At 70.9% G+C, this 13,017-nt stretch carries 11 protein-coding genes; 7 read left to right on the top strand and 4 right to left on the bottom strand.

What is annotated here, in order from left to right; all coding sequences use genetic code 11:
* Positions 1 to 72: 72 nt before the first annotated feature.
* The 3 genes from AB0H57_RS17305 (at position 73) to AB0H57_RS17295 (ending at position 4,016) form a co-directional block, all read left to right on the top strand.
* A complete protein-coding gene (locus AB0H57_RS17305; protein ID WP_357507451.1) occupies positions 73 to 852 on the top strand; it encodes an ABC transporter ATP-binding protein in 780 nt (259 codons plus the stop codon).
* Positions 837 to 2,366, top strand: coding sequence for a hypothetical protein (locus AB0H57_RS17300; protein WP_357507449.1), 1,530 nt, complete (start codon positions 837 to 839; stop codon positions 2,364 to 2,366). Before AB0H57_RS17305 ends, AB0H57_RS17300 begins: the two co-directional genes overlap by 16 nt.
* Before the next feature lie 570 nt (positions 2,367 to 2,936).
* Complete coding sequence (locus AB0H57_RS17295; protein ID WP_357507447.1) at positions 2,937 to 4,016, top strand: SDR family NAD(P)-dependent oxidoreductase; 1,080 nt, start codon at positions 2,937 to 2,939, stop codon at positions 4,014 to 4,016.
* Here AB0H57_RS17295 and AB0H57_RS17290 read toward each other — a convergent pair.
* The 3 genes from AB0H57_RS17290 to AB0H57_RS17280 form a co-directional block, all read right to left on the bottom strand.
* Positions 3,955 to 4,854 (bottom strand): AfsR/SARP family transcriptional regulator, encoded by a 900-nt coding sequence (locus AB0H57_RS17290; RefSeq protein ID WP_357507445.1) that lies wholly within the window; start codon positions 4,852 to 4,854, stop codon positions 3,955 to 3,957. The two genes, AB0H57_RS17295 and AB0H57_RS17290, sit on opposite strands and share 62 nt — an antisense overlap.
* Positions 4,855 to 5,099: 245 nt before the next feature.
* Positions 5,100 to 6,050 (bottom strand): family 43 glycosylhydrolase, encoded by a 951-nt coding sequence (locus AB0H57_RS17285; RefSeq protein WP_357507443.1) that lies wholly within the window; start codon positions 6,048 to 6,050, stop codon positions 5,100 to 5,102.
* 135 nt (positions 6,051 to 6,185) lie between these two features.
* Positions 6,186 to 7,211: a LacI family DNA-binding transcriptional regulator gene (locus AB0H57_RS17280; RefSeq protein ID WP_357507441.1), complete on the bottom strand. Its 1,026-nt coding sequence runs from the start codon at positions 7,209 to 7,211 to the stop codon at positions 6,186 to 6,188.
* Positions 7,212 to 7,581: 370 nt separating this feature from the next.
* On the opposite strand from AB0H57_RS17280, the gene AB0H57_RS17275 reads away from it, so the two are divergent.
* The 4 genes from AB0H57_RS17275 (at position 7,582) to AB0H57_RS17260 (ending at position 11,885) form a co-directional block, all read left to right on the top strand.
* Positions 7,582 to 8,940, top strand: coding sequence for an extracellular solute-binding protein (locus tag AB0H57_RS17275; protein WP_357507439.1), 1,359 nt, complete (start codon positions 7,582 to 7,584; stop codon positions 8,938 to 8,940).
* Positions 8,941 to 9,014: 74 nt separating this feature from the next.
* Positions 9,015 to 9,908 (top strand): sugar ABC transporter permease, encoded by an 894-nt coding sequence (locus tag AB0H57_RS17270; RefSeq protein WP_357507437.1) that lies wholly within the window; start codon positions 9,015 to 9,017, stop codon positions 9,906 to 9,908.
* Positions 9,905 to 10,732 carry a carbohydrate ABC transporter permease gene (locus AB0H57_RS17265; protein WP_357507435.1) on the top strand — a complete coding sequence of 276 codons (828 nt, stop codon included), beginning with the start codon at positions 9,905 to 9,907 and terminating at the stop codon, positions 10,730 to 10,732. The genes AB0H57_RS17270 and AB0H57_RS17265 overlap by 4 nt, the downstream gene beginning before the upstream one ends.
* A 4-nt stretch (positions 10,733 to 10,736) precedes the next feature.
* A complete protein-coding gene (locus AB0H57_RS17260) occupies positions 10,737 to 11,885 on the top strand; it encodes a serine hydrolase domain-containing protein (RefSeq protein ID WP_357507433.1) in 1,149 nt (382 codons plus the stop codon).
* Between the two features lie 10 nt (positions 11,886 to 11,895).
* On the opposite strand, the gene AB0H57_RS17255 is transcribed toward AB0H57_RS17260, so the two are convergent.
* Positions 11,896 to 12,981 (bottom strand): glycosyltransferase family 2 protein, encoded by a 1,086-nt coding sequence (locus AB0H57_RS17255; RefSeq protein WP_357507431.1) that lies wholly within the window; start codon positions 12,979 to 12,981, stop codon positions 11,896 to 11,898.
* Between the last annotated feature and the right edge of the window lie 36 nt (positions 12,982 to 13,017).

Here is a 13,017-nt window from a genome sequence, read left to right as displayed (position 1 = left end):
GTAGCCAGCCCCACCCCGGACGGGTCCCTGGACGCATTCTCACCGACCGTTCCGGTTCCTAACGTCGACGGCATGACGACAACGGCACAGGCGACCGCGGCTCCGGCGCTGCGGCTCACCGGGCTCACCAGACGATTCGGCGATACGACAGCGGTCGACGCCACCGACCTCACCGTCCCGGCCGGCTCGTTCTTCGGCCTCGTCGGTCCGAACGGCGCCGGCAAGACGACCATGCTCTCCATGGCCGTCGGCCTCCTGCGTCCCGACGCCGGCACCGCCGAGATCTTCGGTGCCGACGTGTGGCGCGAGCCGATCGCCGCCAAGCGGCTCGTCGGTGTTCTCCCCGACAGCCTCGCGATGACCGAGCGGCTGACCGGCCGGGAGATGCTGACGTACCTGGGCCGGCTGCACGGGCTGTCGACAAGGACCGTCGAGGAACGGGTCGACGAGCTGCTCACGGTCCTCGACCTCGACCACGCGGACCGTACGCTGATCGTCGGTTACTCGGCCGGCATGCGGAAGAAGATCGGCCTGGCGACCGCGCTGCTCGCGGCGCCGCGCCTGCTGGTCCTGGACGAGCCGTTCGAGGCGGTCGACCCGGTGTCGGCGCAGACGATCCGCTCGATCCTGCGGCGCTTCGTCGCGGCCGGCGGCTCGGTCGTGCTCTCCAGTCACATGATGGCGCTGGTGGAGCAGCTCTGCGACACGGTCGCCGTGATGAACCGGGGCCGGGTGGTCGCCGCGGGCCCGATCGACGTGGTCCGCGCCGGCCGCAGCCTCGACGACGCGTTCCTCGAACTGGTGGGGGCCCGTACCGTCGGAGAGGAGGAACTGTCGTGGTTGGCGTCCTGATGCGGATGAAGCTTCAGATCCTGGGCAATTCGTTCACCGGCGCCAAGGCGGCGACGACGATCTCGGGTGCGGTGGCCGGTCTCGCCGCCGCCGGCACGACGATCTGGCTGACCGCGGCGGCCGGTCCGCGCGCCGGCGACGCGCTGGTGCTGACGTTCGCGTCGTGGCTGCTCGGTTGGCTCGTCGGTCCGATGATGGGCGGTGCCGACCCGGGCCTGCGGCGCGAGCACCTCCACCACGTGCCGCTGACCAACCGCCAGCGGGCGGTCGGCCTGCTCGGGTCCGCGCTGGTCGGCGTCGGACCGGCGGTCACCCTGATCGCCGCGGGTTCCCTGGTCGGGTACGGCGCCCGGCACGACGTTGCCGGCGTCGCGGTGGCGGTCGTCGCGGTCGGCCTCTCGGTCCTGCTGCTCGTGTCCCTGTCCAACGTGATCGTCGCCGCCGTCGGGAAGGTGCTCGACGGCCGGCTCAGCGCGGCGCTGATGGCGATTCCGTGGGGGGTGCTGGTCTGTCTCGCCGCGCAGGGTTGGGTCATCATCGCCGCAGTCACCGGCGGCCCGGACAGGGCGCTGCCGCCGTCGATCGCGCACGGGCTGCGGGTCTCGCCGTCGGGTTGGCCGGTCGTCGCCGTCGAGGCCGCCGGTCGCGGTGACTGGCCGCTCGTGCTGGCATCGCTGGCCGGCCTTGCCGCCGTCATCGCGGTCGCGCTGGCCCTGTGGGGCCTGCTGCTGCGGCGGCCCGCGGCGCCGACCGTGATCCGCGGTACCAGCTCCCGGTCGTCGTGGCGTCCGTCGAGCCGGCTGGCGGCTGTGGCCGGCAAGGAGCGGCGCACCTGGAGTCGTGACCTGGTGCGGATTCATTTCCTGGTCTTCGCCCTGGTCTACGCGCTGACCTACACTCTCCTACCCTTGTTGATCAACGTGACCGACTTCCTGCCGATGACCGGTGTGTTCCTCGTGATCATGGCGGTCGGTTGCAGCGCGCACCTGCACAGCTCGGACGGCACCGGCCTCTGGCAGACGCTGATGGTGCCGGACGGGGCCCGGGCCGATGTGCGCGGCCGGCAGCTGACCTGGCTGCTTGTCGTGGGGCCGGTGGCGGTCGTGCTGACCCTGGCGGGGCTGCTCTGGCACGGCAGGGCGGACATGGTGCCATGGGCGGTGGGACTGCTTCCGATCGCACTGGGCGCCGGCGCCGGGCTGTTCATCCTCATCTCGGTCTACCTGCCGACGCGGATGAACGACCCGCACCGCCGGGGCAACAATCCGGCGGCGGACGGCGGTGGAATCGCCGGCATCGTCTGGATCGCGCTGCTGGCACTCGCGGTGCTGGCATCGCCGGTGCTGGCCCTGCTCGCCGTCGGCACCGTCCGCGACATCGAGCTGCTGCGCTGGTCGGCCGTTCCCCTGGCCGTCACCCTCGGCCTGCTGATCGCCTGGGGTTTCGGGCGGCTGGCACACCGCCGGCTGGCGGCCCACGGGCCCGAACTGCTGACCAAGGTGGGTACCGCGTAACTCCAGCCATGCGGAGCGGTGCCGAGACGCCTCGGCGACCCCGGCCGGTACGCGGGAATCGCGTACCGGCCGGGGCACGGTCAGTTGCGCAGGTTCCACTGGTGGTTGGCTCCGCCGTGGCAGGTCCACAGACCCTCGGGTACGCGGGTTCGGCGTGCGCGGGCGCGGCGAGGGGGACGCTGCTGCCCAGGCCGACGAGCAGGGTGGACGCGGCTGCGAGCAGCCTTCTTCGGAGTCGCATGGGACACCCAGGGTGGCGGAGGTCCAGCTGGCCCTACGCGCGCCTGGGTCCAGAGCCCTGGCCAGCGGAACGCGCTGGCCAGGGCTTCCCGCTCGGGGCGGGCATTCCTCCACATCGGAGGCCGCCGTCGTCACGCGGGGGACCCGGAAGTCAGCAGCCCTGACGCCCGCTGCTGATGTAGTACGGGTACCCCTGCCAGTCGATGTAGCCCTCCGCCGCGACGCGGTAGTTCGCGGTGCCGGTGACCCGCGCGGTTTCGCGTCGTGCCACCGTTGGAGGTGTTGCAGAAGATCGTCAACTCGCCCGGCCCGTACGTCTTGCGGTAGGTGATGGTGCCCGAGCACGCCGACGACTTCCAGGCCAACGCTCGTCTGCTGCGCCTCGGCGCGGTGCAGGTCTGGCCGACGACACTTCCGCCGACCCGGTTCGAGCGGACGCCGAATCTGGTCCGTCGCGACACGACGGATCGCTACCACGGGATCGGGGTCGAGATCCTCAAGTCGCTGCTGCCGCTGCGGGCCGGGCCGGTCGCCAACGAGGCTCCAATCGATTCCCAACCGTCGCGCCAGGGTGAAGGGCACAACGACGGAAGGAACGACATGCGCACTGTTCTTGTCACCGGCTCGGTGGACGGCATCGGCCTGCGAACCGCGGCCCAACTGATCGCCGGCGGGCATCAGGTGGTCCTGCACGCCCGCAACGAGGAGCGGGCGGCGGTCGCCAAGGCGGCGCTTCCGGCGGCGGCCGGGATCGCGGTCGGCGATCTGGGCTCGATCGAGGAGACCGCTGCGCTCGCCGGGTCGCTGGCCGCGTTCGGACGTTTCGACAGTATCGTGCACAACGCCGGGATCGCCCGGCTGGACGCCCCCGAGCGGGAGCTGACCGGGGACGGGCTGGAGTCGACCTTCCAGGTCAACGTTCTCGCGCCGTACCTGCTGACGGCGTTGCTCCCGCAGCCGGAGCGTCTCGTGTTCGTGTCGTCGGCGATGGCCGCGGACGGCGTGGTCGACCTCACCGACCCGCGGTACGACGCCCGGCCGTGGAACGGGATCGAGGCGTACTCCAGCTCGAAGCTGCTGGACCTGATGCTCGCCTTCGCCGTCGCCCGTCGCTGGCCGGGAACCCTGAGCAACGCCGTCGACCCCGGCTGGGTGCGCACCAGGATGGGCGGCGACGCCGCGCCGACGAGCCCCGACGACGCGGCGCGGGCCCAGGTGCGCCTCGCCGCCGGCACCGACCTCGACGTCCTGGTCAGTGGGCACTATTTCAGTGAACGTGACTGGCGGCCGTCCCGCTCCAGCCTCGACCCGGCACTGCTGGAGGAGCTGCTCACACACTGCGGTGAGCTCACCGGCGTCCACCTACCCGAGGAAGCGTCCGCCGCGCACCTGCGGCACCTCGACCGTTGACCCTGGCTGCCAGCGTCGAGGGGAGGGTCTGGGTCAGGATGCCCCGGTGCAGCTCGGCGAGCTCCGGCCCAGGCTCGACGCCGACGTCGTCCACCAGGCGGTTCCGCGCCTCGCGCAGCACCGCCAGAGCGTCCCCCTGACGACCCGTCTGGTACAACGACTGTGCCAACAGCGCCCAACCCCGCTCGCGCAGCGGATTGTCGGTGAGGAACGCCCGGAGCTGCGCGACGGCCGTGTCGTGGGCGCCCAACTCGACCAGAGCGGCCAGGCGACGTTCCATCGCAGCGGTCCGCAGTTCCTGGAGCCGATGCGACTCCGCGACCACGAACTCGTGGCTTGCGCAGTCGGCGTACGCCTGTCCCCGCCAGAGTGCGAGCGCCGCGTCGAAGCGGGCCAGCGCGGACGGGGCTTGGCCCGCGGCCAGCAGCTCCCGTCCGTGAGCCGCCGCCGTGCTGAACCGGTCGGCGTCGAGCGTGCGCGAACCCAGCCGCAACGCGTACCCGGTGCCGTCCCGAACGAGCACCCGGCCGGGCTGCCGTGGCGTCCGGTCGGGCTCAAGCGCCCGGCGCAGCACCGACAGGTATCCCTGGGTGGTGACCCGGGCACTGGGCGGCGGGACGTGGGGCCACAGGCAGTCGACCAAGGCGTCGATCGTCACGAACCGGCCGTCGGCGATGACCAGTCGGCACAGCACGGTACGGGGTGCCGGGCCACCGACGGCGACGGCCCGGCCGTCGTACCGCACGACGGTCGGGCCGAGCACACCGAGTGTCAGCCCGGCGCGGCCGTGGGATTCACCGGACCCGGTCGACGATGGCCCGTCCTGCCTGGTTCTCATGAATGTCCTTCCTCCGCTGTCCCGCGGCTGCGGGACGAGGCGCGACTCCATGAGGCCAGGCCGGAGTTGGCGGACCCTTAACGCCAGCTTGGCGGGCTGATGGCTGGCAGTGTGGAACGGCTCGGCCGGACGCCGGCGGCGAGGGGCTGACCCGCCAGCCACCGGCGACCAGCACGAGCGATGACCGGCCGGTCCCGCCGCACCATCGGGCGGGCTGGGCAACCGGCCCGGCTGTTGCCCGCGGGTCAGGCGACGGCGGCGGGAACCGTCGCCCGGGTGACCAGACCGGCGGTGCTGTCGTAGCGGACGGGCATCGGGTCGCTGAGCTCACCGACGAACTCGCCGTCGACGTGATCGACGAAACCGATCAGGGACCAGCCGTCGGCGCCGGAGACCAGCCGCGGCGCGTAGAGGTTCGGCTGTGCCACCGGCTGCGCCGACGCCACGTCCCAGGGACCCTGGACGGTCGGCGAGCTCACCACCCAGACCTGGTGCGTGGACTCTCGGCCGGCGGCGATGGCGTTGGTGCAGAACAGCAGCAGCGGCTGCCCGTCCACCACGGCGACCTGCGGCACCTCGAGGTGACCGAACCCGGCCGGCGCGGACAGCGGCGGCTGGACGGTCCAGGTGAGCAGGTCCGGCGAGGTGGCGTGGCCGATGACGCCCCGCTCGTCGGCCGGTCCCTGGTTGGCGCGGGCGGTGATGAGCATGTGCCAGCCGTTGCCGTCGGGATCGGGGAAGACCCAGGGATCGCGCCAGGCCTGCTCGTACCACATCTCGCGGTCGAGCACCTCGTACCAGGTGGGGTCGGCCTCGACGATCAGACCGTCGCCGTGCCGCCGCCAGGTGATCAGGTCGTCGGAGACGGCCAGACCGATGCGCTGGACCAGTCCGTCATCCGCCCGGCCGACGCCGGTGTAGAACAGGTACCACCGCCCGTCCGGGCCGCGGACCGTGCAGCCGGTCCAGGTGGCCAGGTCGTCCCAGCCGGGAGAGTCCGCGGGTACGAGGGCATCGGCGACGAGCCGCCACGAGCGGAGGTCGGTGGAGACGGCGTGGCCGATCGAGGCGCGCCGGTGACGGCGGTGCGGGTCCAGCAGGGCCCGGGAGGCACGCAGAAAGAACACGTGCCACGAACCGTCGTCGTCCTGGGCGTACCAGCTGTCCCACACCCAGTGGTCGGGCAGACGTAACATGGCGGGAAAGCTACCAGTAAATCGGTTTAGCGGCCAGAGCACGCTCGGGCCACCCACCGAGGATCCTAGGACGCCTTACGGGCGGTGACCTGAGAGCGCACGGACGGACGGGTGCCAGGAGGAGCGGTGCGGGGGTCAGCTGGCCGGGGCGGCGACGGAGCGGCGGCGGCGCAACGGCATCGGCACGTACGACGGCTCGTGATCGTCGCCGTCCAGCAGCAACTCGACCGCCCGCCGTCCCATCTGCTCGTGCGGCAGCGCGGCGGTGGAGAGCTTCGGACGCAGCCAGGTGGCGATCGGATCGTCGTCGAAGGAGATCACCGAGATGTCGTCCGGGATGGTCAGGCCGGCCTCGCCGAGCGCCTGGTAGGCGCCGAGGGCGAGCCGGTCGTTCATGCAGATGATGGCGCTCGGCCGTTCCGGCCGCCGCAGGAGCGCCCGGGTCGCGGTGTAGCCGTTCTCCGGCTGCCACTCGGTGCAGAATCCCTCGGTCGACAACTGGACGTCGGAGTCGGCGAGGGTTCCCCGGATGCCGCGCAGCCGGGCCGCGGCGGCCAGGGAGATCTCGGGGTCGCGTTCCTTCTCCCGGTTGCGGCCGATCAGGGCGATCCGGTCCCGGTGGCCGTGCGCGAGCAGCGTCTCGGCGACCGTGACGCCGGCCCGTTCGTCGTCCGGCAGCACCCGTGGCAGTTGCTCTGCGCTGGTGGCGTTGAGCAGCACGACCCGGCCGCCGAGGATCGCCGGCGGGACCGTCAGCCGGCGGGTCGCCATGGCCGCGTAGATCACGCCGTCGACCTGGCGGTCGAGGATCGCCTCGATCGCGTACTGCTCGAACGCCGCGTCGCCCTGGGTCTCGGTGATGAGCAGGACGTGATCGCGCTCGCGGGCCGCGTCCAGCGCGCCCCGGATCAGGCCGCCGGCGAAACGGGTGGTGGCGACGATGTCGGAGACGAACGCGATGGTGGCGGTCTTGCGGGTACGCAGGCTCCGCGCGGCCACGTTGGGGCGATAACCGAGTTCCTCGGCCGCCGCGAAGACCCGTTGGTGTGCCTCCGCGGAGAGCCGGGTGCCCTCCCGGCCGTTGAGCACCATCGACGCGGCCGTCTTGGACAGCCCGGCCCGTTTGGCGACATCGGCCAGGGTTGCTCGGTTGCTGCCCATCAGTCCTCCGATCCCGGGCGATGCGTCCGCCGCTGCTGCCCATCATGATGCGTCCGGTCGCGGTGTCCGTCACCGGTCTCCGGTCCCGGCCTGCGGAGACCGTCTCGTGAACGCGCCGTTTCCGGACCGTTGCCAACTGCTGCTTGACAGTCTCAGGTCGTACGCGCATGCTCTGCTAAATCAGTTTAGCGAAGCTGTTCCGCTGCTTCGGAGGGCGCCACCGCGGCCTCCTACGCCATATCGGGTACCGCGGGCCGGGAATCGGCGCGCGACGTGCGACACGTGGCGGCCGGCGGCCGGGCGCGTGGCTCCGGCCACCGCCGCCGTCGACGGCCGGGGCGCGCGGATCTAGTCAGAGGGAGCCATTGACGTGCCGGAGTTCTCGAAGATCACCCGCCGTCGGTTCGCAGTGCTGGTGCCACTGCTCGCCGCCGGCCTGACCATCACCGCCTGTAGCCCGCCCGGCGAGGAGCAGACGACATCGGGTGGCTCCGACGCCAAGGTCAGCACGGAGCTGGGGTCTGCGCAGATCACCCTGGAAATGTACGCCGAGACCGGCTTCCCGCTGGCCAAGGCGCTCGCCGACGAGTTCACCAAGCAGCACCCGAACGTCAAGTTCAATGTCCGCGAGGACCAGTTCACCGTCATCGTGGAGAACGCGCCACGGGTGCTCGCCTCGGACAACGCGCCCGACATCATCCGGCTGCCCACCATGGTCGACCTGGTCAAGGACGGGCTGCTGAAGAACATGGACCCGTACTTCGACGCGTACGGTTGGGACAAGTTCCCCGCCTCGCAGCTGGTCCAGCTGCGGATCGCCGAGGGCGGCGGGGTGCGCGGCACCGGCTCCCTGTACGGCATGGGCCTGGGCTACAGCGTGACCGGCGTGTTCTACAACAAGGAGCAGGCCGCGAAGATCGGCATGACCCAGCCGCCGACCACCATCGCCGAGTTCGAGGAGCTGCTGGCCAAGGCCAAGGCGGCCAACCTGCAGCCGATCATGCAGTTCAACAAGAACACCGCCGGCATCAACTTCCCGCACCAGGCGCTGCAGAACCAGTACGGCGACCCGGCCCAGATCGCCGACTGGATCTTCCAGAAGCCGGGCGCCACCTTCGACACCCCGGCCGCGCTGAAGGCCACCCAGACCATCCAGAAGTGGGCCAAGGCCGGCTACTTCCCGAAGGACGCCAACGCGATCGACTACACCGCGATGATGGGCGAGTTCGGGAAGGGCAACGGCCTGTTCATGTTCAACGGCGACTGGGAGTCGGCGAACCTGGACAAGAACATGGCCGGCAAGATCGGCTTCTTCCTCTTCCCGGGTGAGACCGCCGAGGCCAAGCACGTGGCGATGTCGGCTCCGAACACCTTCGGCGTCGGCGCCAAGGCCAAGAACGCCGACGCCGCCGCCTTCTTCCTCAACTGGGTGCACACCAACGACAAGGCCCGGGAGATCTCGGTGAACGTCGGCGGTTCGCACCCGGGCGGTCCGGCCGACCTGCCCCTGCCGTCGGTGGGCGAGGGCACCGTGCTGGCCGAGACCCTGAAGGCCTCGCAGCAGCTCGGCGCCGACAACGGCGCGGTCGACTTCACCGCGAACGCGACGGGCGGCATCTTCGCCTCGGCCATCACGCCCGAGATGCAGAAGCTGATCGCCGGCCAGCAGACCCCCGAGGGGTACGTGAAGGCGGTCCAGGCCGAGTACGAGAAGGAACTGTCCCGATGACGTCTGCCCTTGGCGGCGCTTCCGCCGGGTCGGGCATCGCGTCCCGACCCGGCCGGGGGAATCCTGGATCACCCGTGCGGCCTCACCGGAAGCGGTGGGGCCGCACGGCCCGGTGGATCGGCTGGCTGTGGGTCCTGCCCGCGCTGCTCATGTACGGGTTCTTCGTGCTGCGCCCGCTCGTGCTCACCGTGCAGTACTCGCTGTACCGCTGGAACGGCATCGGGGCGGCCCGATGGGTCGGGCTGGACAACTACGCGACCGTCTTCACCGACCGGGACCTGCTGAAGATCATTTCGAACGCGTTCATCCTGATCATCTTCTTCAGCTTCATTCCGGTCGTGCTGGGCCTGGTGGTGGCCAGCCTGGTACGGCGGATCGCCGTCGGCCCGGCCGGCACGATGGTCCGTACCGTGCTCTTCCTGCCCCAGGTGATTCCCCTGGTGGCGGCCGGCATCGCCTGGAGCTGGGTGATGTCCAGCAGCGGTCTGGTCAACCAGGTGCTGCGGGCCGTCGGACTGGAGGCGATCACCCGGCCCTGGCTCGGTGAGTTCAACACCGCGTTGCCGGCGGTGGGCGTGATCGGTGCCTGGGTCATGCTCGGCCTCTGCACGATCCTGCTGATCACCGGCATGAGCAAGATCGATCCGTCGCTCTACGAGGCCGCCCGGATGGACGGCGCCGGCTCGATCCGGGAGTTCTTCGCGGTGACCCTGCCCAGCCTGCGCCAGGAGATCGGCATCTGCCTCACCGTGACCGTCATCGCGGCCCTGGCCAGCTTCGACATCGTCTACATCTCCACCAGCGGCGGCCCGGGCATCCAGACGACCGTGCCGGGCCTGGAGATCTACCGGCTCGCCTTCTCCCAGCGGCAGGTCGGGCTCGCCTCCGCCCTGGGTGTGGTGTTGATGGTGCTGGTCCTGGTGTGCGTGCTGCCGATCCAACGGCTCACCCGGGGGGAGAAGCCATGAACCTGACCAGTCGCAGTGAGCGGCTGACCGGACGGATCTTCCTGATCGCGCTGGTCGTCGTCACCCTGCTGCCGTTCCTCAGCATGCTGTCGGCGGCCCTGCAGCCGCGCGGCACCGTGCCCACCGGGCTGGCCTGGCCGTCGGATCCGCAGTGGGGCAACTTCGTCGACGCCTTCACCGCCGCGAACATGGGCGCCCTGCTGAAGTCGAGCATGCTGATCGTGGCCGGGGTGGTGCCGTTCGCCGTGGTCATCGCGACCATGGCCGGCTTCGGGCTCGGCCACCTGCGGGTGCCCGGCGGGCACATCGCCTTCGGGCTGCTGCTGCTCGGCCTGACCCTGCCCTTCGAGGCGGTGGTCACCCCGCTGTACTACCAGATCCGGGACCTGGGTCTGCTCAACACCCGGTGGGCGATCATCCTGCCCTTGATCGGCCTGTACATGCCGTTCGCGGTGTTCTGGATGCGGGCGCACTTCATCAACGTGCCGCGCGAGCTGTCCGAGGCGGCGCGGGTCGACGGCAGCAACACCTGGCAACTGTTCTGGCGGGTGCACGTGCCGCTGGCCCGACCGGCCGTCGCGTCGCTGACCATCCTGCTGTTCCTCTGGACCTGGAACCAGTTCCTGCTGGCCATCGTCCTCGTCGACGACGCCACCAAGCGGACGATGGCCGGCGCGCTCGGCGCCTTCCAGGGACAGTGGGGGACCGACCTGGTGTTGCTCTGCGCGGGATCGCTGCTGATCCTGACCCCGACCCTCATCGTGTTCGTGATCTTCCAGCGGCAGTTCATCAAGGCCCTGTTGCAGGGGTCCGTGAAGGGATGACGAGTTGACCGACCCGCAGATCCACGGGCACGCCGACGAGGGCTTCGGCCGGGTCGCCGACGTGTTCCGGGGCAACTTCGCCAGCCGGGGAGAGGTGGGCGCCGCGGTCGCCGTCTACGTCGCCGGCCGTAAGGTCGTCGACCTGTACGGCGGGCTGGCCGATCCGCGATCCGGCCGGCCCTGGACCGCGCAGACGCCCGCGGTCGTCTTCTCCGTCACCAAGGGGATCATGGCGATCTGCGCGTACCAACTGGTGCGGCACGGCCAGCTCGACCTGGACGCGCCGGTCACCCGCTACTGGCCCGAGTTCGGCCAGCACGGCAAGGCGGAGATCCCGGTGCGCTGGCTGCTCACCCACCAGTCCGGTCTGCCGGCGCTGGACAAGCCGTTCACCCGCGAGGAAGTGCTCGCCTGGGACCCGGTGATCGAGGCGATCGAGGCGCAGACCCCGCTGTGGCAACCCGGTACGGCGCACAGCTACCACCCGATCACCTACGGCTGGCTGATCGGTGAGGTGATCCGCCGGATCACCGGTGAGCTGCCCGGCGCCTACTTCGCCCGGACCCTCGGCGAGCCGCTCGGCCTGCGCACCTGGGTCGGCCTGCCGGCCGCCGAGCGCGACGCGGTCGCCTGGATGCTGGCCCCGATCGGCGACCCCGGCCCAGCCAGCCATCCGGTCGCCGAGCGCGGCATCACCATGGGCGGCGCCTTCGCCTTCCCGGCCGACGAGAACGGCCTGGTCAGCTTCAACGACCCGGCCATCCAGGCCGCCCAGATCCCGGGCGCGGGCGCGGTCAGCACCGCCGAGAGCCTGGCCCGCCTCTACGCCGCCTGCGTCTCCGAGGTCGGCGGGCCGCGACTGCTCAGCACCGCGTCCGTCGACGACGCCATCACCGTTCGCGCCGCCGGCCAGCAGGTGTACGGGCATCCGGACGCCGGCCACCGGTGGGGCACCGGATTCCTGGTGCACTCGGTGCCGCGCCCGATGGTCGGTGAGCGCAGCTTCGGCCACGACGGCGCGGGCGGGCACCTGGCCTTCGCCGACGACACCCACCAGGTCGGCTTCGGCTACGTGGTGAACCAGATGGGCGGCATCGACGACGAGCGGGCCAACCTGCTCAGCGCGGCGGTGCGCGACTGCCTGGCGGGATAGCCGGTCACGGTCAGCCGGTGTCGCCGGTCATCGAGTCCTCGGCGGCCCGCCGTGGTGAGCGGCGTCGGGTCGGGTTCTCCCGGGCCGGCGCCGCCCGCTGGCCGCGTTCGGTCGACCGCGCCGCGGGCCGGGCCGGCAGACGTGGCACGCCGCCGGCCTCCGTGACCAGGTGCTCGGTCTCCTGCACCAGGTAGTGCGGCCGGCGCTTGGTCTCGTAATAGATCCGGCCGATGTACTCCCCGATCACCCCCAGGATCATCATCTGGATGCCGCCGAGCCCGATCACGCTGACGATGATGGTGGTGTAACCGGGAACGTCGATGCCCTTCTCGATGGCGTCTGCGACCACCCAGGTCATGTAGGCCACTGCGATCAGGGTGAGGAACAGGCCGCCGTAGATCGCCAGGCGCAGCGGCCGGTTGTTGAACGACAGCAGGCCGTCGAACGCGTAGTTGAAGAGCTTGCTGAACGTCCACCGGCTCCGCCCCGCCTGCCGGGTCTCGTTGTGGTGGGCCACCACCGCCGTCCGGAAGCCGATCCAAGAGAACAGTCCCTTGGAGAACCGGTTGTACTCCGGCATGGCCAGCACCGCGTCGACCGCGAGCCGGGACAGCAGCCGGAAGTCACCCGCCCCGTCCAGCAGCCGCACGTCGATCCACCAGTTGACCACGCGGTAGAAGGACCGCGAGGCGACCATCCGAACGAACCGGTCACCGCGCCGGTCGCGGCGGGCGATCACCTGGTCGAAGCCCTGCCGGTACAACGCCACCATCTCGGGCAGCAGTCGCGGCGGGTGCTGCAGGTCGGCGTCCATGATGACGACCGCGTCGCCGGTGGCCCGCTCCAGGCCGGCGAGCATCGCCGCCTCCTTGCCGAAGTTGCGGCTCAGCGACGTGTAGCAGACGACCGGGTCGGCGGCGGCGAGCCGGCGCAGCGCCGCGAGGGTGCCGTCCTCACTGCCGTCGTCGACGTACACCACCTCGATGTCCACATCGGTCAGTTCGGCGAGCGCGTCGCGCACGGTCTGGTGCAACCGCTCGACCGACGCCTCCTCGTTGAAGCAGGGCACCACCACGGACAGCCGCATCGTCGTCACCCTGCCCGGCCCGGGCCCGGGCATTCGCCGCCGGGC

It is taken from the genome of Micromonospora sp. NPDC050686 (genome assembly GCF_040654475.1).
Taxonomy (GTDB): domain Bacteria; phylum Actinomycetota; class Actinomycetes; order Mycobacteriales; family Micromonosporaceae; genus Micromonospora.
Note: the sequence above shows the minus strand (reverse complement) of the source record. Positions and strands in the feature narration are given on the sequence as shown.